Annotated in this window: 25 protein-coding genes; 8 read left to right on the top strand and 17 right to left on the bottom strand. The window is 62.0% G+C overall.

Features of this window, described 5'->3' with window-relative positions:
• Positions 1–102: 102 nt before the first annotated feature.
• The 14 genes from ACE3O2_RS05110 to yfcF all read right to left on the bottom strand — a co-directional run bounded on the left by ACE3O2_RS05110 (position 103) and on the right by yfcF (position 13,435).
• On the bottom strand, positions 103–1,098 hold the full coding sequence (locus ACE3O2_RS05110) for an Lrp/AsnC family transcriptional regulator (RefSeq protein WP_374335317.1): 996 nt from the start codon (positions 1,096–1,098) through the stop codon (positions 103–105).
• Positions 1,095–2,066 (bottom strand): Lrp/AsnC family transcriptional regulator, encoded by a 972-nt coding sequence (locus ACE3O2_RS05105; protein WP_374335315.1) that lies wholly within the window; start codon positions 2,064–2,066, stop codon positions 1,095–1,097. Before ACE3O2_RS05105 ends, ACE3O2_RS05110 begins: the two co-directional genes overlap by 4 nt.
• The gene (locus ACE3O2_RS05100; RefSeq protein WP_374335313.1) at positions 2,066–3,250 is read right to left on the bottom strand and encodes a cytochrome D1 domain-containing protein; all 1,185 of its coding nucleotides are present in this window, start codon (positions 3,248–3,250) and stop codon (positions 2,066–2,068) included. Before ACE3O2_RS05100 ends, ACE3O2_RS05105 begins: the two co-directional genes overlap by 1 nt.
• A complete protein-coding gene (locus tag ACE3O2_RS05095; protein ID WP_168876744.1) occupies positions 3,247–3,558 on the bottom strand; it encodes a cytochrome c in 312 nt (103 codons plus the stop codon). The genes ACE3O2_RS05100 and ACE3O2_RS05095 overlap by 4 nt, the downstream gene beginning before the upstream one ends.
• Before the next feature lie 214 nt (positions 3,559–3,772).
• On the bottom strand, positions 3,773–4,075 hold the full coding sequence (locus tag ACE3O2_RS05090; RefSeq protein ID WP_374335310.1) for a c-type cytochrome: 303 nt from the start codon (positions 4,073–4,075) through the stop codon (positions 3,773–3,775).
• 48 nt (positions 4,076–4,123) lie between these two features.
• Positions 4,124–5,854: a cytochrome D1 domain-containing protein gene (locus tag ACE3O2_RS05085; protein ID WP_374335308.1), complete on the bottom strand. Its 1,731-nt coding sequence runs from the start codon at positions 5,852–5,854 to the stop codon at positions 4,124–4,126.
• Positions 5,855–5,996: 142 nt separating this feature from the next.
• Positions 5,997–7,826 (bottom strand): nitric oxide reductase activation protein NorD, encoded by a 1,830-nt coding sequence (locus tag ACE3O2_RS05080; RefSeq protein WP_374335306.1) that lies wholly within the window; start codon positions 7,824–7,826, stop codon positions 5,997–5,999.
• A gap of 1 nt (position 7,827) precedes the next feature.
• On the bottom strand, positions 7,828–8,631 hold the full coding sequence (locus tag ACE3O2_RS05075) for a CbbQ/NirQ/NorQ/GpvN family protein (RefSeq protein ID WP_374335304.1): 804 nt from the start codon (positions 8,629–8,631) through the stop codon (positions 7,828–7,830).
• A 145-nt stretch (positions 8,632–8,776) separates the two neighbouring features.
• Positions 8,777–10,216: a cbb3-type cytochrome c oxidase subunit I gene (locus ACE3O2_RS05070; RefSeq protein WP_374335302.1), complete on the bottom strand. Its 1,440-nt coding sequence runs from the start codon at positions 10,214–10,216 to the stop codon at positions 8,777–8,779.
• Between the two features lie 46 nt (positions 10,217–10,262).
• On the bottom strand, positions 10,263–10,688 hold the full coding sequence (locus ACE3O2_RS05065) for a cytochrome c (RefSeq protein ID WP_374335300.1): 426 nt from the start codon (positions 10,686–10,688) through the stop codon (positions 10,263–10,265).
• A 129-nt stretch (positions 10,689–10,817) separates the two neighbouring features.
• Positions 10,818–12,086 (bottom strand): hypothetical protein, encoded by a 1,269-nt coding sequence (locus ACE3O2_RS05060; protein WP_374335298.1) that lies wholly within the window; start codon positions 12,084–12,086, stop codon positions 10,818–10,820.
• Entirely contained in the window at positions 12,083–12,298 is a 216-nt protein-coding gene (locus ACE3O2_RS05055; protein ID WP_168876736.1) for a DUF2249 domain-containing protein, read from the bottom strand. Before ACE3O2_RS05055 ends, ACE3O2_RS05060 begins: the two co-directional genes overlap by 4 nt.
• Positions 12,285–12,722 (bottom strand): hemerythrin domain-containing protein, encoded by a 438-nt coding sequence (locus ACE3O2_RS05050; protein WP_168876735.1) that lies wholly within the window; start codon positions 12,720–12,722, stop codon positions 12,285–12,287. Before ACE3O2_RS05050 ends, ACE3O2_RS05055 begins: the two co-directional genes overlap by 14 nt.
• A 74-nt stretch (positions 12,723–12,796) precedes the next feature.
• Positions 12,797–13,435: a glutathione transferase gene (gene yfcF / locus ACE3O2_RS05045; RefSeq protein ID WP_374335295.1), complete on the bottom strand. Its 639-nt coding sequence runs from the start codon at positions 13,433–13,435 to the stop codon at positions 12,797–12,799.
• A gap of 102 nt (positions 13,436–13,537) precedes the next feature.
• On the opposite strand from yfcF, the gene ACE3O2_RS05040 reads away from it, so the two are divergent.
• From ACE3O2_RS05040 to ACE3O2_RS05020, 5 genes are all read left to right on the top strand, one after another.
• Entirely contained in the window at positions 13,538–14,446 is a 909-nt protein-coding gene (locus tag ACE3O2_RS05040; RefSeq protein ID WP_374335293.1) for a LysR substrate-binding domain-containing protein, read from the top strand.
• Between the two features lie 79 nt (positions 14,447–14,525).
• Positions 14,526–16,328 carry a GspE/PulE family protein gene (locus tag ACE3O2_RS05035; protein ID WP_374335290.1) on the top strand — a complete coding sequence of 601 codons (1,803 nt, stop codon included), beginning with the start codon at positions 14,526–14,528 and terminating at the stop codon, positions 16,326–16,328.
• 184 nt (positions 16,329–16,512) lie between these two features.
• Complete coding sequence (locus tag ACE3O2_RS05030) at positions 16,513–17,430, top strand: carbohydrate ABC transporter permease (protein WP_374335288.1); 918 nt, start codon at positions 16,513–16,515, stop codon at positions 17,428–17,430.
• A gap of 3 nt (positions 17,431–17,433) precedes the next feature.
• Positions 17,434–18,261 (top strand): carbohydrate ABC transporter permease, encoded by an 828-nt coding sequence (locus tag ACE3O2_RS05025; RefSeq protein ID WP_374335286.1) that lies wholly within the window; start codon positions 17,434–17,436, stop codon positions 18,259–18,261.
• A 51-nt stretch (positions 18,262–18,312) separates the two neighbouring features.
• Positions 18,313–19,608 (top strand): sugar ABC transporter substrate-binding protein, encoded by a 1,296-nt coding sequence (locus tag ACE3O2_RS05020; RefSeq protein WP_374335284.1) that lies wholly within the window; start codon positions 18,313–18,315, stop codon positions 19,606–19,608.
• Between the two features lie 6 nt (positions 19,609–19,614).
• On the opposite strand, the gene ACE3O2_RS05015 is transcribed toward ACE3O2_RS05020, so the two are convergent.
• Positions 19,615–19,815 carry a SlyX family protein gene (locus ACE3O2_RS05015; protein WP_168876731.1) on the bottom strand — a complete coding sequence of 67 codons (201 nt, stop codon included), beginning with the start codon at positions 19,813–19,815 and terminating at the stop codon, positions 19,615–19,617.
• Positions 19,816–19,889: 74 nt separating this feature from the next.
• On the opposite strand from ACE3O2_RS05015, the gene arsC reads away from it, so the two are divergent.
• The 3 genes from arsC to ACE3O2_RS05000 all read left to right on the top strand — a co-directional run bounded on the left by arsC (position 19,890) and on the right by ACE3O2_RS05000 (position 21,298).
• Entirely contained in the window at positions 19,890–20,267 is a 378-nt protein-coding gene (gene arsC / locus ACE3O2_RS05010) for an arsenate reductase (glutaredoxin) (RefSeq protein WP_374335281.1), read from the top strand.
• A complete protein-coding gene (locus ACE3O2_RS05005) occupies positions 20,264–20,968 on the top strand; it encodes a pseudouridine synthase (RefSeq protein ID WP_374335279.1) in 705 nt (234 codons plus the stop codon). The genes arsC and ACE3O2_RS05005 overlap by 4 nt, the downstream gene beginning before the upstream one ends.
• Positions 20,969–21,070: 102 nt before the next feature.
• Positions 21,071–21,298, top strand: coding sequence for a hypothetical protein (locus tag ACE3O2_RS05000; protein WP_168876728.1), 228 nt, complete (start codon positions 21,071–21,073; stop codon positions 21,296–21,298).
• Between the two features lie 67 nt (positions 21,299–21,365).
• Here ACE3O2_RS05000 and ACE3O2_RS04995 read toward each other — a convergent pair whose 3' ends face one another.
• Together ACE3O2_RS04995 and cobA are read right to left on the bottom strand one after the other, a co-directional pair.
• Complete coding sequence (locus ACE3O2_RS04995; RefSeq protein WP_374335277.1) at positions 21,366–21,656, bottom strand: YciI family protein; 291 nt, start codon at positions 21,654–21,656, stop codon at positions 21,366–21,368.
• A 133-nt stretch (positions 21,657–21,789) separates the two neighbouring features.
• The gene (gene cobA / locus ACE3O2_RS04990) at positions 21,790–22,572 is read right to left on the bottom strand and encodes a uroporphyrinogen-III C-methyltransferase (protein ID WP_374335275.1); all 783 of its coding nucleotides are present in this window, start codon (positions 22,570–22,572) and stop codon (positions 21,790–21,792) included.
• Position 22,573: the final 1 nt, after the last annotated feature.

Here is a 22,573-nt window from a genome sequence, read left to right as displayed (position 1 = left end):
CAGCAAGAATGTCCATGCCGACATGGTCCTGCGAAGTGGCGCTCCGCTCATTGACAGGTATCAAGCCGAGTGCGTCTGCCGGGCAAAACAGGCCGCGTGGTCCTACAGGCGCAAGCCGCTCTTTTTCAGGATACGGCTGGAGAACAGTACCGCGTGTTGCGTACAGGCCGCGCCCAGCAGGCGGCGCAGTTGCTGGGCCTGCTGCTCGACCGCGGCGTGATCGGCACCGTGGCACATGGCAAACAGGTTGTAAGGCCAGTCCGGCAGGTGACGCGGGCGGCGGTAGCAGTGGCTGACAAAGGCCTGTTGCCCCACCTGCTCGCCCAGCGTGTCTACCTGCGTGTCCGCCACATCGAACACCACCATGCCATTGGCGCGGTAGCCGATGGCGTAATGGTTGGGTACGGCGCCGATACGGCGCACCACGCCACTCTCCAGCATGCGCTGCAAGCGCTGCAACACGGCATCTTCACTGCAGCCCAGTGCGGCCGCCAGCTCGGCATAGGGGTGGGGTTGCAGCGCCAGCCCGCCCTGGCTGCGTTTGACCAGTTGATGGTCCTGCGCGTCCAGTATCACATCGCGCAGCGGGGTGTTGCCGGGTCGCTGGCCAACCGGTGCCTGACCGCCTACGGCAAACTGCATGCCGACATAGTATTCGCGTAGCTTGGGAAAGGCATGCACGGTCAGGCCGGTATCCTGCTCGATCTGCGCAATGGCGGTGGCAATTCCCTGTGGCTGGGCGGTAGCGAGTACAAACCACATATTGAGGGCATGCTCGCGCCGGTAATTGTGAGCCACCGCAGGCAGGGCATTCACCAGGGCGCTGACGCGGGCGTAATCCGCTTCCGGCACTTTCAACGCCGCCAGTACGAAAGCGCCCCCCATGCGCTCCACCTGAAACAGGGGGCCAAAGCGGGTCAGCACGCCGTCGCGCAGCAATTGCCGCAGCTGTTGCAGCAAGGTGGCCTCATCGCAGCCTAGCCGCTGTGCGGCCTCGGCATAAGGACGCGGATGCAGTGGAAACTCGCCTTGCAGCTGGTTGATGATGCGTTGCTGCAAGTCGGTCAGGACTACAGCGTGCTGTAGCGGGGCATTCATGAGGTGTGTCCGTAACGAGCGCCGCGCTGGGTGTAGCGACGGGTGGAAACCAGCACCGCTTGCGGCACAGCTTCCAGGCCGTGCCGTTGTGACAGCGCGAGGGCCGCCGCTTGGGCGGTTGCAGGGTCTGCCGCGTGCAGCATGCAGAACAGGTTGTAGGGCCAGTGCGGCAAACGGGCGGGGCGGCCATAACACAGGTTGACAGCAGCATCGTCGGCCAGCTGCTGCCCGATGGTGTCCCGCTGTGCATCCGGCACCTGCCACACACACATGGCATTGGCGCGGTAGCCCAGCTCATGGTGGCGCAGGATAAAGCCGAAGCGCCGGATCACCCCGCTGTCCTGCCATGCTTGCAGGCGCTGCAGCAGGGAGGCTTCTTCCCAGCCACAGCGCTGGGCCAGGCTCAGAAAGGGTTGGGTGTCCAGTGGCAGGCCGTCTTGCAAGGCCGTCAGCAGGCGGTGGTCTGCCGCGTCGAGCTGCGGTGGGGTCGGAGTGACAGTGCGGCGGCGGGCCGGGCCGTGCTCTCCCAGCGCAAAGCCAAGGTCGATGTGGTATTCACGCTCCAGCGGCAGGTCCAGTGGGGCTTGCCCGCAATGCTGCGCGATGGCCAGCAGGGTGCGGTCCAGCGCCGCCCGGTCGCGGGCGGTCAGTACGAACCACAGATTGTAGTGGTGCTCGCGGGCATAGTTGTGATTGACCTCGGGCAGCTGGCTGATCCACTGCGCGACGGTATCCCGTTGTGCGGGGGGCAGTGCCAGTGCCGCCAGCGTGCTGCAGCCGACCGTGTTGGGCGCAAACACCGCCCCCACCCGGCTGAGTAGCCCGGCCTGCTGGTGCTGGGTTAGTTGCTGCAGCAAGGCGGCCTCATCCAACCCTGCGTCTTGCGCCAGCGCTGCGAAAGGGCGGGGCTGCAGCGGAAAGCCGCGTTGATAGCGGTCCAGCAGCGGGAGCAGTGCCGGGGCGTTCATCACATCCCCGAGCGGTGCGCGCGCCAGCTGAAGAAAATGCCAGAGGGGCTGTCTGCGGGCAGCTCCGTCAGCGTGGCAAAGGTGTGCGGGTCGATCACCACCAGCTTGTTGTCGTCGCGGCTGGACAGCCAGACCTGATCACCCCGGCCGGTAAATTCCATGTGCAGGATGGCCTTGCCGGGCTTGAGGGTCTGGATCACCGTGCGACTGGGCACGTCGATCACCTGCACGGTGTCATTGTGCGGGAAGGCAAAATTGACCCACACCCGGCGGCCGCTGGGGTCGGCCATCACAAAGACCGGCTGGCCGTAAACCGGGATCTGCGCCACGGGCTGCCAGCTGCGGCTGTCGGCCATCAGTACACTGTGCTGGCCTATGGCGGGCAGGAAGGCGTAATCCCCGGCCAGTGACCAGCCGCGCAGGTGCGGCATCTTGTAGACCGGCAGCGCCGGATCATCCTTGCGGTAGCCAGGCAGGATGCGGCGCACACCGGCGTCGGGTTGCCAGGTATCCAGCAAGGCCAGCCCGTCCTCCCCGAACAGTCCGGCGATGTAATAGCGGCCATCGCTGCTGGCCAGACCATCGTAGGGATTCTTGCCGATGGCCGGGTACTTACGAATCGTTGGCTGGCGCGGCTGGTTGGCGTCCACCACCCAGATTTCACCGGCCTCAAACAGGCTGAACGCAAAGCGGTTGCCTGGCAGATCGGCCAGCCCGACCACTTTCGAGACTTGACCGTGGGCATCCACGGCGGGGATGTCGGCCAGCAGGACGAGGGTTTCGGCGTCAAACAGTTTGACGCCGCCAGGGGTGTAATTCTGCGCCGCGATGATGCGGCCGTCACTGGAAATGGCGCCACCGATGCTGTTACCGGCCTGCATCACCCGAGCGACCTGCTGGCCTTGCAGGATATCCACCTTGCTGAGGCCGCCGTCCCGGCCAAACACATAGACGTAACGGGCATCCCGGCTGTAGACCAGTGAGGCATGTGACAGGTCGCCCAGCCCCCGGATACGATACAGCGCCTGCCGGTGGCTGTTGTCCACCACCTGCACGCTGCCACTGGCGCGCTCGATTACTACGCCAAGATCGCCACTGCCGCGCAGGGCAGGAACGCTGCCGCATGCGGCGAGAGTCAGGGTGAGCAGCAGGGTCATCAGCGGGCGGGTCCAGCGTGCCATCATGGGATTTTTCCTTGTTGCAGCATTTCTACCAGCCAGCGTGCTTCATCTTCACTGATGAAGGTGTTCCACGGTGGCATGGCGGTACCGGGGCGTCCCTGCAGGATGGTTTGCACCAGCGACTCCGGTGGGCGGTCCTCCAGCGCCTGCGAGGTCAAGGGGCTGCCGAGCCCGCCTTGCAGGGTCATGCCGTGACAGGAACCGCAGTCTTGCTTCAACAGGTGCAGCAAGGCGGCTTGCCGCTCCGGCGTCGGTGTTGCAGCGGTGGCGATCAGGGGCAGGCTGGCAAGCAAGAGGATCAGGTTTCGCATGGGCGGTATCCGCAAAAAATGGCAGCCGGTCAGCAGGTATTCGCCTGACCGGCTACCAGGTCAGAACCTGTTCAATAGTCTGCTGCGCGGCATCGGTGCAGCGTTGAAAACAGCTTTGGAATGCGCATTGACACCGAGTCAACGCCGCTCCTCAACTGTTCTCACCATGCCGCGCCCTCGCGCGCAAGACGTTGAACAGGTTCTCATAGCGGCATCATTGGCTCAGGATCCACTTTACCAGCGTTTTCAGATCGGCATCCGATACTTGCGGATTCGGTGGCATCGGTACCGGGCCAAAGCTGCCGGAACCGCCCTTTTTCACTTTCTCTTCCAGCTTGGCCTGCACGTTCTGGCCTTTGTACTTGGCGGCGATGTCCTTGAAGGATGGGCCAACCACTTTCTTGTCTACACTGTGACAGGCCATGCAGTTACTCTTCTGCGCCAGCTCAGCCGAAGCATGAGCCTGGCCTGCCAGCATGGCGGCAGCCAGTAACAGGGAAGTCAGCAAAGGTTTCATGATGTTCTCCTTGTGCGGGCCGCTGGGCCCGCGTTGCTTGTCAAAAAATCAATACACGTCGTGCTGGGTATTGTGGACGTTGAATTTACCCGTTGGCGTAATCAAACGTTTGTCCTTGATCACGGTTTTGCATTTTCGGGTCTTGTCATCCACCACCACGATGGCCGATTCCTTGTTTTTGGCACTCCACACCGAGAACCAGACCTCGTCACCGTTCTTGTTGAACTCCGGCTGCACCACGCGCTTGGCACCATCATCATTCAGCTTGGCGCAGCCAGCGATGTCGACGATCTCCGGGCCCTTGTCCAGATTATTGATGTCGTATACCGCCACACTCTGGCTGACCTTGGCATCCGGGTTCAGCGGGGTATCCACCCACAGGTTCTTCGACTTCGGATGGGTCTTGATGAACAGCGAGCCGCCACCTTGCCCCTTGAACACGCCGACCACCTTCCAGGCATACTGCGGATGTTTTACCGGGTCGGTACCGATCAGGGTGACGTCTTCCGTACCCAGATGCGAGGTACTCCATACCGGGCCGAATTTCGGGTGCACAAAGTTGGCGCCACGGCCCGGGTGCGGGATCTTGCCGACATCCACCAGCGCCGCCAGTTTGTCTTCCTTGGTATCCACCACCGCAATCTTGTTGGAGGCATTGGCCGCCACCAGGAAGTAACGACCGGTACTGTCAAAGCCGCCATCGTGCAGGAACTTGGCAGAATCAATGGTCGTGGTCTTCAGGTTGGTCAGGTCAGAGTAATCCACCATCATGATCTTGCCGGTTTCCTTGGCATTGATCACAAACTCCGGTTTGAAGTGGCTGGCCACGATGGAGGCCACACGCGGCTCCGGGTGGTACTCGTTGTCCACTGTCATGCCACGGGTGGACACCACCTTGCGCGGCTTCAGGGTGTCGCCATCCATGATTACGTACTGTGGCGGCCAGTAGGTACCGGCAACCGCCACCTTGTCTTCCCAGCCCTTGAACTTGGAGGTTTCCACCGAGCGGGCTTCCAGGCCAACCTTGATTTCGGCCACGGTGTCCGGTTTGTCCATCCACAAGTCGATCAGGTTGATCTTGGCGTCCCGCCCAATCACGTACAGATAACGCCCCGAACTGGACAGCCGCGAGATGTGCACGGCGTAGCCGGTCTTGACGATGTTGATGATCTGCTTGGTATCCCCGTCGATCAGCGCCACCTCGCCCGAATCACGCAGGGTGACCGAGAACACATTGTCGAGGTTGTACTTGTTCATCTTCTGCTTCGGGCGCTGCTCCACCGGGATCAACACCTTGCGCGACTTCTCGATGTCCGCCAGCGAGTATTCCGGCGGGGTCGGCGGCTCTTGCTGGATGTAACGGGCCATCAGGTCGACATCCTGCTCGCTCATTTCGCCGGAGGTCTGCCAGTTCGGCATGCCGCCCGGGCTGCCGTAGGCGATGAAGACCTTCAGGTAGTCGGTACCTTTGCCTAGCGTGATGTCCGGGGTCAGTGGCTTGCCGGTTGCGCCTTTGCGCAGCACGCCATGACAGCCGGCACAACGTTCAAAGTAGATCTGCTTGGCGCGATCAAACTCCGCCTTGGTCATCGGCGGTGCTTTGGGGTTGATGTTCTGGTGCATCTCCTCCTTCGCCAGCGGCGAGCCACCAGCCTGGTAGCTGACCTCCGGCTGGGTGACCTGCTTGGCCGGGCCATCGGCCAGCGCAAACGGCGCTGCCAGTGACAGCGTGGCCAGCGCCACGGCGTGGGAGAGGGTACGCATGCTCATTGTTTTCATGGTTATCACCAACTCACTATCAAGGAAATCATGCGCTCATGATCCTCCTCGGCTTGGGCTGGGCTCCTTGATGCGAATCAACCCGATCGGGGCTGTGGACCTGCATCTTTTGCGTTTGCGCAAAGGGAGCGTGATTCCGGGCTTAACCCGGGCGAGAGAGGGTAGCGTACAAGCGGGTCAGCACCTGCGGCAGGCGGCGGGCATCCTGCACCACCACATAGCCGTGGCGTCCAAACAGATGGGGCAGGTATTCCCCGGCCTCACGGTCGACGGTAACGCAGAAGGGAATCAGTCCGGCCCGGCGGGCTTCCAGTACCGCCTGGCGGGTGTCCTCCACCCCGTAGCGACCTTCGTAGTGATCGAGGTCATTCGGTTTGCCGTCGGATAGCAGCAGCAGCAGCCGTTGCCGCGCCGGTTGCTGCAGCAGGATCTGGGTGGACTGGCGCAAGGCCGCGCCAATACGGGTGTAGTAACCGGGGCGGATGGCCTGGATGCGGCCCCGAATCAGGTCGCTATGCCGTTCGCCAAAGTCCTTCAGCATCAGGAAGCGCACTTCCTCGCGCCGCAAGGAGGAAAAGCCGTACAGCCCGAAAGGATCACCCGTCGCCGCCAGAGCCTCGGCAAACAGCAGCAGGCTGTCGCGGATCACCTGAATCACTTGCCCGGCTTCACCCAACCAGCTTTCGGTCGAGAGGGACAGGTCTGCCAGCAGCAGGCAGGCCATGCTGCGCTCGCCCGGTGGCCAGGCTTGATAAAGCGGTGGCTCGCTGATGGCGTGGCCGCTGCGCTTTTCGGCCAGAAAGCGGATCAGGCGGTCGATGTCGATGTCTGGGCCGCTGTTTTCCCCATAGCGGCGACTGCGCTCGGGTGCCAGCGCCTGGAACTGCCGCCGCAGGCGGCGGGCCTCGGCATGCAGGCGCTCCGGCAGCGTGGCGGGCAAGGCATCACGCGGCAGCATCGGCTGCACCCGACAATGCGCCGGGATCAACTGTTGGCGCCGATAGTCCCATTCTGGTTGCAGGATACCCTCGCCCAGCGGGGTGTCATCGTAAGCGGCCGCGGGCAGGTCAAGGTCAAATTTCAGGCGGCTGGCACGGCGCTGGGTATCGTGGCTGACGGTGAGGGTGTCCATGTCCTCCGCCGCTGCCGCGTTGTCCTCGTCGTCATCATCGGTATTGCGGTTCACCCGCACGTACTCATCCCAGGTGAACAGGCTCTCGGCGCGAAACACCAGCAGCATGCCATTCTTGCGCTCATCCGGGGTGTCGCGGCGCGCCCGGTAGCGCCGCCGTTTCTTGCTGTCGCGGGATTCTCCCTCCCCCTCGGCGGGGGCATCGCCCGGCCGTTTGGCCGCAGCGTGTTGAACGGGGGGCGAAGGGTGCAGCCACAACAGCACGGGTTGCGGTGGGCGGGCGCTGGCGGGCAGGGGCAAGGCCTGCTCCGGATTGAGCAGAGTGGCCTGGATCACCATTTCCTGTGCGCGGGCAGCGGCGTCCGCCGGGGTGTCCCGCAGTGGCAGCAATGCTTCGACCAGCCGTCGGTAGAGGGCCGCCAGTCCCGGCATCTGCTGCAGGCAATGCAGCGTGGCTTGCCGGTTGCGCTCCAGCCAACCCAGGCCGGATGCGGTGTCGGCCTGTGCGGCCAGCGCCATCAGCCAGAAATACAGGTCGCGGTTAAGCTGCGGGTCCGGGTACAGGTCGATCTGCTCCGGCAGGTAGAGCGACTGGCCATCACGCCAGGCCAGCTCGACCTGCTGGCCAATGCCCGCTACCCGTTCCAGCCAGCGGCGTCGCGCGCCATGCGCCGTGCCCACTGCGGTGCGCAGCGTCAGTCCGGGGTCGCCGCCCATGGCATGAAAGAACAGCGGTGCGCTTCGCTCCAGGCTGGACAGGCTGACGGCGGCCTGCGGGTAGCCCCGGTAGGCACTGCGCCGGATCAGCTTGTCCCACAAGCCACCTACCCAGTCTTCCATCTCAGGCTCCGAACTGGGTGAGCACCACCTGTTGCAGGGCGGCCAAGGTGTCCGCATCGTCACTCAGCGGTTCGACCAGCGCGACCCGGCAGGCGGTCAGCGGGGACATGCCGCTCATCATCAATTTGCCGCAGTAGACCAGCAAGCGGGTGCTGACCGCTTCGTCGAGGTCGTAGCCGCCCAGTCGCCGCAATTGACCGGCCAGCGTCACCAGTTGCTGGGCACGGGGGGCATCCAGCCCGCTTTCCTGCTGGATGACGGCCAGCTCGACGGCCGGTGCCGGAAAATCAAAGCTGAGCGCGACAAAGCGTTGCCGGGTCGACGGTTTCAGGGTCTTCAGCACATGCTGGTAGCCGGGGTTGTACGACACCACCAGCATGAAGCCCGGTGGCGCCTGTAATTCTTCACCGGTGCGCTCAATCGGCAGGATGCGGCGGTCATCGGTCAAGGGGTGCAGTACCACCGTGGTGTCCTTGCGCGCTTCCACCACCTCGTCCAGATAGCAGATGCCCCCACTGCGTACCGCACGGGTCAAGGGGCCGTCGCACCAGCGGGTGTCACCATCGGCAATCAGATGGCGGCCCACCAGATCCGCCGCGCTCAGATCATCATGGCAGGATACGGTAAACAGCGGCAGCCCCAGCACGGCAGCCATATGGCTGACAAAGCGGGTCTTGCCACAACCGGTCGGTCCCTTGATCAGGATGGGCAGCTGCTGGCGCCAGGCCTGCTCGAATACGGCACATTCGTCGGCCACCGGTTGATAGAAAGGGATGTGGGTGCTGGGCAGGGCAGGGGCGTTCATCTCGGGCTCCAAAGCAGGTTGCTGCCAGCATGCGCCGAGGATGATCAGGCTGCCTTGATGGATAACAAGGGAAGGCAGACCGGGATGAAGGTGTGACGGGCCACAAAAAAGGCGCCCCGCAGGGCGCCTTCAGTCCGGGTGAGGCTCAGGCGTCTTCGCGACCCTTGATGAAGAAGCTGGCGATATAGACCACCAGGCCAATCATGAAGACCACCCCGGCGCCTTCACGCAGCCAGTAGAAGAAGGCAATCTTGTCCTGGGTGGCCATGAAAGACAGCGGCTGGTCGCCCATGCGTTGCATCCACACCTGCAGGATGCCCGCCGCAGTGAGGAACAGGGTGATGAACACCATCGCCACCGTCATCAGCCAGAACGACCACATTTCTGCCACTTGCGAGGCATTGCTGTTGGCTTCACGACCCCGCATCAGCGGCATGCTGTAGGAGATCATGGTCATCACCACCATGGCGTAAGCACCATAGAAGGCCATGTGACCGTGGCTGGCGGTGATCTGTGTACCGTGGGTCAGGTAGTTGATCGGGGCCAGCGTATGCAGGAAACCCCACACCCCGGCACCGAGGAAGGACATCACCCCGGTACCCAGCGCCCACAGCACGGCGGCCTTGTTCGGGTGCTCACGGCGGCGCTTGTTCACCGCGTTGAAGGCAAACAGCGTCATCATGAAGAAGGGGATGGGTTCAATCGCGGAGAAGATGGAACCCAGCGGCTGCCAGTAGGTCGGCGTACCGATCCAGAAGTAATGGTGGCCGGTGCCGATAATGCCGGAGATCAGGGTCATGGCGATGATCACATACAGCCACTTCTCCACCACTTCGCGGTCAATGCCGGTGACCTTGATCAGCACGAAGGCCAGCATGGCACCCATGATCAGTTCCCACACACCTTCCACCCACAGGTGAACCACCCACCACCAGAAGTACTTGTCCAGTACCAGGTTGTGCGGATTGTAGAAGGAGAACAGGAAGAATACCGCCAGCCCCCACAGGCCGAGCATCATCACCAGAGTGATGCTGGTCTTGCGGCCCTTGAGTACCGTCATGCTCAGGTTGAACAGGAAGGACAAGGCCACCAGTACGATGCCGATTTTGGTCAGCGTGGGTTGCTCCAGGAATTCCCGGCCCATGGTTGGCAGGATGTCGTTACCGGTCATCTTGGCCAGCGTGGCATAGGGAACCGAGAGATAGCCGACAATGGTCAGCGCCCCGGCCACCAGGAATACCCAGAAGGTGAGGATGGCCAGTTTCGGGCTGTGCAGCTCCCGCTCGGACTCTTCCGGGATCAGGTAGTAGCCTGCCCCCATGAAGCCGAACAGCAGCCAGACGATCAGCAGATTGGTATGCACCATCCGCGCTACGTTGAAGGGAATGGCCGGGAACAGAAAGTCCCCGATCACGTACTGCAGGCCCATCAGCAGACCAAAGATGATCTGGCCGACAAACAGGCCAATGGCGGCAATAAAGTAAGGTTTGGCAACCGCTTGCGAAGCATATTTCAGCTGCGCGTTCGCGGGTGCTTTGTTCCCTGCGCTTGCGGGCGGCAGGGTGGCCGTCGCGGAGGTGGTCATGCAAAGCTCCTTGCAATGCTGGAAAAGTCAGAGGCGGACATCCGGATCAGCCTTCCTTGTTGGGGGGCCACTTGCTGGTGTCGATCTCGCTGGTGTACTTGAGGAAGGCCACCAGATCGTCCAGCTCGCTGTCGCTCAGGTGGAAGTTCGGCATTTGGCGGCGACCCGGCGCACCGGTAGGCTGTGCCTTGATCCAGGCCTTGATGAACTCGGGCCCCCGGCGCACGTAGACGTTGCCCAGTTCCGGTGCAAAGTAAGCGCCCTCACCCAGCAGGGTGTGACAGCCGATGCAGTTGTTGACTTCCCACAGGCGTTTGCCACGCACCACTTGCTCGGTCAGGTTCCGGCTGTTGTCCCGCTTGGGCGAAGACTGCACGGTGTTGAATGTCAGGGCAACAAACAACAGGAAGAAGAACATTCCCCCACCATAGAACATGTTGCGCGCGGCCGATTTGGTAAAGCTGGCGCTCATTGCGACCTCCCTTTCTAGATTTGGCCGGAATGCCGGCTGGTCAGGGGGGACTGTACGTTTTGCGGGCTTGCCGGGGCATTGATGCGTATCAATCAATCCCGGGCGCATGTGCTTTGCACCGGCGTGCGGTCAAGCGGGTGTCGGGTCGGATACGGGTAACTGGTGGCGGATCTGGTGGTAACGTTGCCAGGCTTGGCGCCCCAGGTGCAGCAAGGTGCCCCACAGCAGCAACAGGCTGGCCGCCAGCAGCCAGCGCCCCCACAGCGGGTAGGCAATCCAGCACAAGGCGCAGGTCTGGACACCCAGCCATAACTGCAGGTTGCGCCGGGCGTGCTGCTCGCTGATGAAATCCTGCAGGCTGGGAAGCTTGTAACGCGGCGGGGCCAGATTCTTCAGGTCCAGCCACAACAGGAAAGGCACGATACGGTGCAGCATGCCGAGGGTCAGCGTCAGCGCCAGCCCGCACAGCCAGCCCCAGCCCAGCAGGCGGCCCAGCCAGTCGGGCATCATGCGCCAGCTGAACAGCGGCCACAGCAACAGCAGCACGGAAAGCCACCCCAGTGCCAGTCGCCAGTAGGGCAGCAGCCACTCGCTATGGCGTCGGGTCTGTTGCAGCCGCTGCCAGGTCAGCCCGCAAAAACATAGCGCCGGGAACCAGGCCCATAAGCTGCCGCCCTGATCTGGCCAGCGGGCCATGCTCATCGCGGCCAGCAACAGGCAGGCGGGCCAGCCCCACCAGGCATGACGCTGCCAGGCGGGCGGGTACGGTGGCGTCATCAGGAACAAGGGCGCTACACTCTGCGCCACCGCCATGATCAGCAACAGTACCCAGCCTTGCGCCAGCAGGCGGTGCCATACCAGCAGGCGGGCCAGTGGCAGCGGCAGCTGACCAGTCAGCACCTGCAGCATGCCGCCGCCCAGCAGCAGGGTCAGCAGCAGGCACAGCAGTGCCATACGCAGACTGCGGCTGCTGCCATCCCGTGTCGGCAAGCGCCACACCTGCCACAGCAAGGTGGCCAGATGCAGGGCGACCACAGCGAACAGCACACTGGTCAGCTGTAACCAGAATGGGGAAAATTGCTGCAGGAATGCCGTGATCAGGCTGAGGGTGCCCAGTTGCCAGCCGCCCCACAGGCCGATCGTCCACCAGCCGGGCTGACTGCAGCGCCAGCCGGAGAGCACCGCCAGCAGCTGCAGCAGGGCACCGAGCATGATGTTACCGAGCACGCCCAGTGTAAGCAGGTGCAGCGGAATCAGCAGTGAGAGCGAGGGGTAGGCCCCCTCGCTCCAGCCCAGCGCCAGCAAGGCGGGCAGCAGCCAGAGCAGCCCCGCGATGAAAAAGCGCAGTGGCAGCGTCAGTGGCGGTGCCTGATCCAGCTGAGGCAGGGCTGCAGTCACGGCAGGGTCAGGGTCAGCACCACACCGCTATAGTCTGGCAGCATCTCGCTGTCGTAAAACACCCCGCGCTGTTGCAGGTAGGGCAGCAGCGGTTGCGGGAAATGCGGCAGCAGGTATTGCAGCTGGCTACCCGCCGCTGCCGTGTCTACCGCATCCAGGATGATTTCCATGGGTTCGGGCGGCACCATGCCGCGCAGGTCACGCGGCGACATGATGCCGCTCCTGCCAGCGTTGCGCGATATCCGGAATGCGCTGCTCGCACATCGGGTAGAGAATGTTTTCTTCTTTCACATTGTGTTGCTGGATCAGGATCAGCAGGGTGTCGGCATGACCAATGGCCGCCGAGCGGTCACGTTGCTGTATGCCATGCTGCAGCGCATCCAGTTCATCCCGTATCTGCTGGTGCTCAAAGCGCATGACCTGGGTCGGCCCGCTGCGATTGCCGGTGACCGCCTCAAAGGCAGGGAACAGCAGTTGCTCTTCATCGACAAAATGCTGCAGCAGGCTGCCGCTGAAGCGGGCAAACAGCCGCTCGGCTTGCAGCCAGTCGCTGTTGCGCAGGGTGTTTTCCAGTGTGGTGTACAACTCGTCACACTGGCGGTGTTCAAGGGTGAGGGTAGTGGTGAGCGACATCATGCGCATCCTTCCGGAACAGGGGTCCAGTGTCCCCCTTGTCCGGACGGTTCTGAATGATGCGCATCAAGGAATGATTATTCTGCCTGCTGCGGGGTTTGCTGCTGCAAGCGGCGCCAAGCCTGCAGTGAGGGGCGAGCCCATTGCAGCTGCGCGTAGTTGGTCAAGCGAGTGGACAGGGGCTCACCATTTTTCAGCAAGCGCATCAGCATCAGGGCCAGGTCAGCGTCCGCAATGCACCAGTTTCCAAACAGGTTCTCGCCCTGATGGGCCAGCAAAGTCTCGGCGGTTAGTCGAAGTTTGTCTGCCGCCTGCTGGCCAGCCGGGTTCAGGGGAGTGGGCTCGGGACGGGAGAACACCACGACGGTGGTGCGTTGCTGGCGCAGTGCCAGCAGGTCACTGCGTAACCAGGCTTGCACCTGTCTGGCCAGCGCACGCTGTGCGGGCTCGCTTGGATATACCGCTTCGCGATCAGGATGGCGGTCTTCCAGATACTCACAGATGGCGGTAGATTCCGCCAGCCGATAATCGCCGTCGACCAGCAGGGGTACCCGCTGCATGGGCGACAGGGCCTGATAGCCAGGCAGGTGCTGTGCACCCTGATCCAGGTTGATCGGATGCAGGGTAAAGGGCAAGTTTTTCTCGGTCAGCGTGACAAAGGCGGCCATGGCCCAGGGGCTATAAAAATCATGATCTACATACAGCTGGTACGACATGATGATCCTTGCATGTTCAGGTGATGAATGACGTGTAATGTATGCTGTATTTAAAGCAAGAAAAATTGAATTTATTTACCTGAAAATGTAAGGAAAACTAACATGAATGCACTACCCCCTTTGCCAGCCCTACGCAGTTTTGAGGCGGTGGCACGCTTGGGGAGTGTCAGTCAGGCGGCAGAATGGCTGTGTGTCACCCATTCAGCCGTCAGCCAGCAGATCCGGGTGCTGGAACAGTTGCTGGGGGTGACGCTGCTGCAACGGGAGGGGCGGGGCGTCAGTTTGACGGAGGCAGGGCGGCAGTATGCCTTGCAGGTTCGCATTGCGTTGGGCGGTCTGCAGGAGGCGACCCGGCTGGTCCGTAGCCGTCCCCGTGAAGATGAGCTGGTGATTGCGACCCTGCCTTCCTTCGGGCAACACTGGTTATTACCTCGGCTACCGGACTTTCAACGGCACTTTCCGCATTACCGGATTACCTTGCGGGCCAATCTGGAGGTCCAGGATCTGCAGAATGGACTGGTCGATGTCGCGATCCGTATGGGCAGAGGTGGCTGGGAGGGTGTGCAACAGCAACATTTGTTTGATGATGTCTTGCTGGCTGTCGCCTCCCCCGATTTCAATGACGGGCAGTGGCCGAACACACCACAGCAGATTGTGGCCAGCCCGGTCATCGGCTCGCTGGAGTCCTGGCTGCCCTGGTGTCAGGCACACGGTGTGGCCGAGCCTGAACAGTATCCCCTCTGGATCAATGATACCAATCTGGTGCTGGCGGCAGTCCAGCAGGGGCTGGGGGTGGCCTTGTTGCGCTTGAGCGTGATCTGGCCTTTATTGCAGCAAGGCGCGCTGGTGGCCTTGTCTCCCCATGGGGTGCCGCACCCTTCCGCACACTGGTTGCTGTGGCCGCTGCGGGAGTCGGCAAGTCGCAAGCAGCAGGATTTTACAAGCTGGCTACGTTGTCAGGTGCAAGACTGGCTTGCGCTGTCGGGGCAGGGGGAGTCGCTGCAGGGTTGAAACCCTGTTGAGGATGGCTGCGGTATTGTGCGTTGGCCAGCGCTATAATCGGCAGGACTATTGCCTACAGGACTGCTTCATGACTGCCGCAACGTCGCACATGTCGTTTTCGCCGATCCGCAGCAAGGCAGACCCGCGCCTGTCGACACGGGAGGTGTTGAATTGCCTGTTGCTGGAAGGCGTGCTGAGGGAGGCGGAGATTGCGGACTTCCTGATTCCGGCGCGAACCTCGGTGCATGGTGATGTACACCCGTTTACCCTGATTGCTGCGCAGAACTGGCACAGCGCCAAGCCGCCGCACGCGTTGGTGGACATGGACTGGCTGGGACACTGGCTGGCTGGGCGGGTGGGTTTGCCCTATCTGGTGATTGATCCGCTGAAGATTGACGTGGCCAGTGTGGGTGGGGTGTTGACCCAGGCCTATGCCAGCCGTCATGGCATCTTGCCGGTGGCGGTGGATCGCAACAGCGTGACGGTGGCAACCGCCGAGCCTTTTGCCCGTGCCTGGGAAGAGGAGCTGACGCAGATTCTCGGCTTGAAGATCAAGCGGGTGCTGGCCAATCCGCAAGACATCGCTCGTTACCTGCCGGAATTCAATAACCTGTCCCGCTTCGTCAAGCAGACCGTGGCACAGGGTGGGCAGCAGCCGCAGCTGGCCAATTTCGAGCAGCTGGTGCAACTGGGGCGACGCGGCGATGTCGATGCCAACGACCACCATGTGGTGGCACTGGTCGACTGGCTGTTCCAGTATGCCTATGAGCAGCGTGCGTCGGACATTCATGTCGAGCCGCGCCGCGAGAGTGGCAACGTGCGCTTCCGTATCGACGGCGTGCTGCACCCGGTGTATCAGGTGCCCGCCACGGTGATGAATGCCATTGTCGCCCGCATCAAGGTGCTGGGGCGGATGGATCTGGCCGAGAAGCGACGACCACAGGATGGTCGCATCAAGACCAAGTCGCCGGATGGCCGTGAAATCGAGCTGCGCCTGTCCACCTTGCCCACCGCCTTTGGTGAGAAGCTGGTGATGCGCATCTTCGACCCGCAGGTGCTGATTCGCAACTTCGCCGAGCTGGGCTTCAGTCGGGACGACAGCCAGCGCTGGCAGGGCTATGTGAACCAGCCGCACGGCATCGTGCTGGTTACCGGGCCGACGGGCTCCGGCAAGACCACCACCTTGTACACCACCCTCAAGCAACTGGCGAACGATGAGGTGAATGTCTGCACGGTGGAAGACCCGATTGAAATGGTCGAGCCCGCATTCAACCAGATGCAGGTGCAGCCGCAGATCGACCTCGACTTTGCCGCCAGTGTGCGGGCGCTGCTGCGGCAGGACCCGGACATCATCATGGTGGGCGAAATCCGCGACCGCGATACGGCGGACATGGCGGTACAAGCGGCGCTGACCGGGCATCTGGTGCTATCCACCCTGCACACCAATGATGCCCCTTCGGCCATCATCCGTCTGCGTGAGCTGGGGGTACCGCCGTATCTGATCAGCTCGACCGTGGTCGGGGTGATGGCGCAGCGGCTGGTGCGTACCCTGTGCCCGCACTGCAAGGAGCCGGGCGCACCGGATGAGGCACTGTGGAACGAGCTGCTGGCTCCGCGCCGTGGCCCCTTGCCCACTGGGGCCTACCGGGCCAAGGGTTGTCTTGAATGCCGGATGACCGGCTTTCGGGGCCGCATCGGTCTGTATGAGATGATGAGTATCAGTACCGGCTTGCGCCACAAGATTGCCACCGGGGTGGAGCTGGATGCCCTGCGCGCCGAGGCGGTGCAGGAGGGCATGCGCACCCTGCGTCTGGCCGGGGCGCAGAAAGTGGCCGCCGGGCTCACCACCGTAGAAGAAGTCATGAAAGTGGTGCCCAGCGAACGCAGTTAATGTCACCCCAGTCGGGTAGCGTACACCGCTCATGCATTAGTTCTCTTTATTCATTCCATGAGAATTGATCGGTTGTGCCGGACTTGACCGGTGCAACAGAATGACCCTCGACACACAGAGCTGGTACCAAGCCAGCCGCGACCTCAGGCCCTGTTCAGGGTCAGGTCCTGTCTCGGGGGATGACATGACTGACAGTATGAGCTTGACCGCGCCGGGCGTCGGCCACCCGGTACGGGCCCGCATCCGTTGGGCGCAGAATGGTGTGGCCTGGGGCTTTCTGGCCCCCTACCTGCTGCTGTTTGGGCTGTTCTGGTTGTACCCGATTACCGATGCCCTCTGGCTGATGCTGCACGACACCCGGCAGCAACCTGCGCTGTGGGCACCGCTCAGCAACCTGAGCCGCCTGTGGTCCGACCCGATGCTGTGGACCGCATTGCGCAACACCCTGCTGATCATCCTGCTGCAAGTGCCATTCATGCTGCTGCTGGCCACCGCACTGGCGGTGGCGCTGGCTTCACCCAACCTGCGCTGGCGCGCCTTGCATCGCTTTGCCTTGTTCGTACCAGTGGTGGTGGGGGAAGTGGCCTACGCGGCGCTATTTCGTTTGCTGTTCAATGACCAGTTTGGTGCGGTGAACCAGTGGTTGACCAGCTTGGGCGTCGGGCCGGTGGAATGGCTGAACTCGCCCCATGGCGCCACGGCAGTGATCGCCATCGCACTGACCTGGCGTTGGACAGGCTATAACGCCATCCTGCTGCTGGCCGGGGTGCAGCAGATTCCGGCGGACCTATACGAGGCCGCCCGGCTGGATGGGGCATCGCGCTGGCAGCAGTTCTGGTTCATTACCCTGCCACGGTTGAAGAATGTGCTGTTGTTCTGCATGGTGCTGTCGCTGATTGGCACGCTGCAGCTGTATACCGAGCCTGCGCTGATCACCTCCGGTGGCCCCGGAGATGCCACATTGACCTTGTCGCTCTATATGTACCGGCAAGGCTTCCGCATGTTCGATTTTGGCTATTCCGCCATGGTGGCCTGGCTGATTGTGCTGCTGGCGGTGCTGGGAGCACTGATCCAGTTCAAGCTGGTCGGGCGGGAGGACTGAGTCATGCAGAAACTGCGCCCCTTCACCGCACTGCTGTTCAACGGCAGCATGCTGCTGTTGTCCCTGCTGTGGTTATTGCCACTGTGGCTGATGCTGGTGTTTGCCAGCCATGATGATGCCGCGCTGTACCAGACGCCCTTGCCGTGGTTGCCCGGCGGGGAGCTGTTAAACAACCTGTCTGTATTGCAGGAGCGTGCCCCGTTCTTCACATCGCTGGCGAACAGTGCGCTGCTGTCCAGTGCTTACACCGTGGTCGGGCTGCTGGTATCCGCCATGGCGGGCTATGCTTTTGCCCGTTTCCGCTTTGCCGGACAGAAGCTGACCTTTTCGCTGGTGATGTTCACCCTCACCATTCCGCTCAGTGCCGTGCTGATTCCGCAATACCTGCTGATTGCCCGCGACCTGGGGCTGGCCAACAACCGCTTCGGTGTGCTGCTGCCCTATATGGCCAATGCGCTTGGGGTGTTCTTCATGCGGCAGATTTTTCTCAGCCTGCCGCAGGAGGTACTGGATGCCGCCCGTATGGATGGCGCGGGCGAATGGCAGGCGTTCTGGCGGGTGGCACTGCCGATGGTCAAGCCAGGGCTGGCGGCACTGGGCATTTTGCTGTTCCTGTCGGCCTGGACCGACTATCTGTGGCCGATGCTGGTGTTGAGTGACGACAACATGATGACTGCACCGGTCGCGATCGGGCGGCTGGTGAATGGATTCCGGGTGCACTGGGGGGGCGTGATGGCCGGTGTGCTGGTAATGACGCTGCCATTTGTGCTGCTGTTCCTGTTCTTGCAGCGGCAGATTGTGGCAGGCATGACGGCGGGCGCCGTCAAATAACAGGGTGCAACTGCCCCCGAGACACCAGACCAACAGAGTGGGAGACATGAAATGCCGTTTGTCCGTCAGCCGTCCCGTATTGCCAAAGCTGCTCTCTATACGCTTTTGATTGCGGCGCCAACGCTGCACGCAGCCCCCAGTGGCGAGATTACCGTCTGGGCCTGGGATATTGCCGCCGATGCCCTGCGCAAGGTGACGCCAGCGTTCAACAAGCAGTATCCCGGCGTCAAGGTGGTGGTCAAGGAGCTGTCGACCGATCAGGTTTATGAACAGGCGCTGGCCGCTTGTGCAGCCAAAGGGCAGGGGCTGGCCGATGTGGTGATGCTGGAGAACAGCGCCGCCGAGAAATACTGGAAACAGTTCCCGCAGTGCTTTGCCACGCTGGAGCGTTTCGGTGTGCAGCAGCTGAACAAGGATTTCCCGGCCTTCAAATGGGCTGAGCTGCAGGCGGGAGGGCACACCTATGCGCTGCCATGGGATTCCGGCCCGGTGGCGGTGTTCTACCGGCGCGACCTTTACCAGCAGGCGGGTATCGACGCCAGCAAGATTGAAACCTGGGATGATTTCAAGGCAGCAGGCCTCAAGCTGTCCAAAGCCACCAACGGGCAGGTGAAGATGGCGATGTCCAACCACCTGACCGGTGACAGCTGGTTTTCGATGCTGGCCAACCAGAACCGCTGCTCCTACTTTACCCAGAGTGGCAACGACATCCGCATTACCATCAACCAGCCCACTTGCGTGAAGGCGATGTCCAAGCTGAAGGATCTGGTCTCGTCCGGCATCATTGGCACCGGCGACTGGGATGGACGCCTGCAGGCGCTCAAGGCCAACAAGGCTGCCTCGGCGGTGGACGGTGCCTGGTATGAAGGTTCCATCCGCGACACCATGCCGGAGCAGAGCGGCAAATGGGGCGTCTATCTGATGCCGGCGTTCAACAAGGGCGGGCTGCGAGCAGCCAATAATGGTGGCTCGGCGCTGGCGATTTCGGGTACCAGCAAATCGCAGGACGCTGCCTGGGCCTTCGTCAAGTTTGCACTGGCCACCAAGGACAGCCAGGGCATCTTCCTGAAAAATGGCCTGGTGCCATCTTACCTGCCCGCGCTGCACAGCCCGGATGTGGAAGCCGCTCAGCCCTACTGGGGCGGGCAAAAGATCTGGCCGACCATACTGGCCACCCAGCAACAGATTGTCAGTGTGCGCAGCACGCCGTTCATGTCGGCTGCCTCACAAGTGGTGGTCAAGGTGCAGAACGATTTCCTGCAAGGCAAATACCCGGATGCCCAGCAGGCGCTGGATGAAGCTGCCAAGCAGATTGCCCAGTCTACCGGGCTGAAGATCGGCTCCTGAGGCCGCTCAGTAATGCGGCGGGATGTCATCCGCCGCGTTCAGCGGGCGGCTGTGCTCCAGCGCCCGCAGCTGCTGTGCCATCTGTACCAGTTCATACTGCAGGCGGTCGATCTGCTGTTGCTGCTTGGCCACCAGCTGGTTCAGGCTGTCCAGCAGGTCATCCTGCAGGCTGAATTTGATTTCCAGATTGGTGATGCGCTCTTCCATGTGTGTTTTCCTGAAGCGGGTGCCGGGGCGCTACAATAGCGCCTTTGCATGACGATTGTCACCGGGAGGGCACCGTGCGGGTGCAGTACTATCATAATCCGGCTTGCTCCAAATCACGACAAGGGTTGGCTGCCCTGCAGGCTCGCGGCATAGAGGTGGAACTGGTCGCCTACTTGCAACAGCCGCCGTCAGTAGAGGAGCTGGATCGCCTGTTGCAGCGGCTGGGCATGGATGATCCGCGCCAGTTGATGCGACAGCAGGAAGCCGAGTATAGCGAGCTGGGGCTGGCAGACGCTACGCTCAGTCGCCAGCATTTGCTGGCGGCCATGGTGGCCCACCCTCGGCTGATTGAACGTCCCATTGTGGTGTGCGGTGAACAGGCGCTGCTGGCGCGGCCCAGCGAGCGGCTGGATCCGTGGCTGGATGCGCTGGCCGGGGTGTCTGCCGCGTGAATCTGGAGCGCATGCTGCACAGCCAGGGTTTTGGCAGCCGCAAGCAGTGCCGGGCGCTGATCGAGGCGGGGCGGGTGATGTTGGATGGTGAGCCCTGTTTGGACTGGCGTTACGAGCAGGACTGGCAGGACACCTGCTTCCACGTCGATGAGGCCGAATGGCGGTACCGGGCACAGGTGTACCTGATGCTGCACAAGCCGGCAGGTTACGAGTGTTCGCAGCAGCCGCAACATCACGCCAGTGTGTTCGCCCTGTTGCCGGAGCCCCTGCGCCTGCGTGGGGTGCAACCTGCCGGGCGGCTGGATCAGGACACCACCGGCTTGTTATTGCTGTCCGACGATGGACCGTGGCTGCATGCACTGATGCATCCACGACGCCATGTCCCCAAACGCTATCTGGCCCAGCTCAAACACCCGCTGGATGATGAGCAGCTGCACAGCTTGCAGAGTGGTGTGCTGTTGCATGGCGAGTCCGTGCCGCTGGCCGCGCAAGATGCACAGCGGGTGTCGGAGCGGAGCCTGTCGCTGACCATCGAGCAGGGCAAATACCATCAAGTGAAACGCATGGTGGCTGCGGCGGGCAATCGGGTGGAAGGACTGCACCGGGCGCAGATTGGGTGTCTGGCTCTGGGTGAGCTACCCTTGGGGGCCTGGCGCTATCTCAGCGCAGAAGAGGTCTTGATGGCCACACTGACACCCTGAAACACGCCGACGAACGGCACCTCTCACGGGCAGCTACGCTGTCTAAAATGAAAATTCCCGTTGGCAAAGACGGGCTGTCTTCGTAACCGAGAGGTAGCCACAATGAAGCCGTTGTCCTTTGATCTTGACCTCGACAAACACCTGAACGCTACGCTGGTGGTAGCATGCACCGCGTGCGGACATGAAATGCGAAGACATCTGAAAAGTACGGCGCCGGATACCGTGTTACGCTGTGATTGTGGGCACGAAGCCACCATGACCACCCATCACCTGCTGGCTGCCCAGCGACGGCTGGCCAGTATCAAATCGGCCTATCAGGTCGCCGCCTGAGCGGCATGACCTGGCTGACGAACACGGGCCCTGCGGGGCCCGTTGTCATTGGTATGTACCATGCGGCTTACTGACCGATCCAGTGTTGCAGGTCCGGGTGGGCCATGCCGGGGCTGAATTCGGTCACCTGATACTCGGCGACCCCGCCGGTGTAAAACGGGTCGGTGGCCAGTAGGGCATCCAGCCGCTCACGGGGCATGTTTACCGCCAGAATCGCCCCACCCGTGCGTGGTACCTTGCGCCCGGACGCCAGAAAGCAGCCCTCGGCATAAGCCGCGTTCAGCCATTCCACATGCTCAGGAATCAAGGCATCTACCTGTTCCAGCGGCGCAATGTAATGCAGGGAGATGAAGTACATGGTGTCAGGGGGTAACTGTAAAATGTAATGGTAGTTTATCACTTTATCGCAAACAATATTTGTGGCTTAAAGCGGTGTCGTATCCTTTCCAAGGCCAAACCAAAGGCTGGCCTTATCGTGCATGAGGCGTCCGTCATGCTGTAAAAGCAGACACATTGTCGCAGTAGCGCATTGGCCTCTTACCTCGCGCCTCGGTTGCAGCATGGAGCGCTGCGCCTACCAGAATCATGGTCGGGCTGCGGGGCTGAAACGGTCTTGCTTCATCCATGACCTGTCCAAGCGTTGATAGCAGGCTGCGTTCCTGAGCGGTACTGGCGGCTTCGACCAAGGCAATCGGCGTCCCTGGTGGTAAGTGGCAGGACAAGGCCTGAACGACCTTGGCCAGACGGGATATTCCCATATAGATTGCGAGGGTGGTGCCGCCTCGTGCCAGGGCGGCCCAGTCGGGCTCACTGCCGTCCTGCCGGTGAGCAGTAACCAGCGTCACTCCCGCAGCCCAGGCGCGATGGGTGAGTGAGACCTGCAGGCTGGCAGCGGCAGCCAGCGCGGCGGAGACGCCATTGACGATCTCCACCGCGATACCGTGCTGACGCAGATACTGTATTTCCTCACCGGCACGGCCAAACAACAACACTTCGCCTCCTTTGACGCGCACTACCCGTGCGCCACGCTGGGCGTAGCGTTTCATCAAGCGCAGGATGAAGGCCTGTGGCGTGGAGCGACAGCCTCCCCGCTTGCCAACATGCAACACCCGCGCATGCGGGGCTAGTGTAACGATGTCCGGGTTCACCAGATCATCCAGCAGCAGCACATCCGCCCTGGCCAAATGACGTATCGCTTTAAGCGTCAGGAGCTCCAGATCACCCGGTCCAGCACTGAGTAGCACCACCTGCCCTGAGGGGTTGACTTGCAGCATG

Source organism: Leeia sp. (assembly GCF_041909055.1).
GTDB lineage: Bacteria > Pseudomonadota > Gammaproteobacteria > Burkholderiales > Leeiaceae > Leeia > Leeia aquatica.
This window is presented reverse-complemented; position numbering and strand designations above follow the sequence as displayed.

Excerpts from the sequence above, each read along its gene's own strand:
- ACE3O2_RS05110 (WP_374335317.1), bottom strand. The coding sequence starts at position 1,098 with ATGAATGCCCCGCTACAGCACGCTGTAGTCCTGACCGACTTGCAGCAA.
- ACE3O2_RS05105 (WP_374335315.1), bottom strand. The coding sequence starts at position 2,066 with ATGAACGCCCCGGCACTGCTCCCGCTGCTGGACCGCTATCAACGCGGC.
- ACE3O2_RS05100 (WP_374335313.1), bottom strand. The coding sequence starts at position 3,250 with ATGATGGCACGCTGGACCCGCCCGCTGATGACCCTGCTGCTCACCCTG.
- ACE3O2_RS05095 (WP_168876744.1), bottom strand. The coding sequence starts at position 3,558 with ATGCGAAACCTGATCCTCTTGCTTGCCAGCCTGCCCCTGATCGCCACC.
- ACE3O2_RS05090 (WP_374335310.1), bottom strand. The coding sequence starts at position 4,075 with ATGAAACCTTTGCTGACTTCCCTGTTACTGGCTGCCGCCATGCTGGCA.
- ACE3O2_RS05085 (WP_374335308.1), bottom strand. The coding sequence starts at position 5,854 with ATGAAAACAATGAGCATGCGTACCCTCTCCCACGCCGTGGCGCTGGCC.
- ACE3O2_RS05080 (WP_374335306.1), bottom strand. The coding sequence starts at position 7,826 with ATGGAAGACTGGGTAGGTGGCTTGTGGGACAAGCTGATCCGGCGCAGT.
- ACE3O2_RS05075 (WP_374335304.1), bottom strand. The coding sequence starts at position 8,631 with ATGAACGCCCCTGCCCTGCCCAGCACCCACATCCCTTTCTATCAACCG.
- ACE3O2_RS05070 (WP_374335302.1), bottom strand. The coding sequence starts at position 10,216 with ATGACCACCTCCGCGACGGCCACCCTGCCGCCCGCAAGCGCAGGGAAC.
- ACE3O2_RS05065 (WP_374335300.1), bottom strand. The coding sequence starts at position 10,688 with ATGAGCGCCAGCTTTACCAAATCGGCCGCGCGCAACATGTTCTATGGT.
- ACE3O2_RS05055 (WP_168876736.1), bottom strand. The coding sequence starts at position 12,298 with ATGTCGCCGCGTGACCTGCGCGGCATGGTGCCGCCCGAACCCATGGAA.
- ACE3O2_RS05050 (WP_168876735.1), bottom strand. The coding sequence starts at position 12,722 with ATGATGTCGCTCACCACTACCCTCACCCTTGAACACCGCCAGTGTGAC.
- yfcF (WP_374335295.1), bottom strand. The coding sequence starts at position 13,435 with ATGTCGTACCAGCTGTATGTAGATCATGATTTTTATAGCCCCTGGGCC.
- ACE3O2_RS05040 (WP_374335293.1), top strand. The coding sequence starts at position 13,538 with ATGAATGCACTACCCCCTTTGCCAGCCCTACGCAGTTTTGAGGCGGTG.
- ACE3O2_RS05035 (WP_374335290.1), top strand. The coding sequence starts at position 14,526 with ATGACTGCCGCAACGTCGCACATGTCGTTTTCGCCGATCCGCAGCAAG.
- ACE3O2_RS05030 (WP_374335288.1), top strand. The coding sequence starts at position 16,513 with ATGACTGACAGTATGAGCTTGACCGCGCCGGGCGTCGGCCACCCGGTA.
- ACE3O2_RS05025 (WP_374335286.1), top strand. The coding sequence starts at position 17,434 with ATGCAGAAACTGCGCCCCTTCACCGCACTGCTGTTCAACGGCAGCATG.
- ACE3O2_RS05020 (WP_374335284.1), top strand. The coding sequence starts at position 18,313 with ATGCCGTTTGTCCGTCAGCCGTCCCGTATTGCCAAAGCTGCTCTCTAT.
- ACE3O2_RS05015 (WP_168876731.1), bottom strand. The coding sequence starts at position 19,815 with ATGGAAGAGCGCATCACCAATCTGGAAATCAAATTCAGCCTGCAGGAT.
- ACE3O2_RS05000 (WP_168876728.1), top strand. The coding sequence starts at position 21,071 with ATGAAGCCGTTGTCCTTTGATCTTGACCTCGACAAACACCTGAACGCT.
- ACE3O2_RS04995 (WP_374335277.1), bottom strand. The coding sequence starts at position 21,656 with ATGTACTTCATCTCCCTGCATTACATTGCGCCGCTGGAACAGGTAGAT.
- cobA (WP_374335275.1), bottom strand. The coding sequence starts at position 22,572 with ATGCTGCAAGTCAACCCCTCAGGGCAGGTGGTGCTACTCAGTGCTGGA.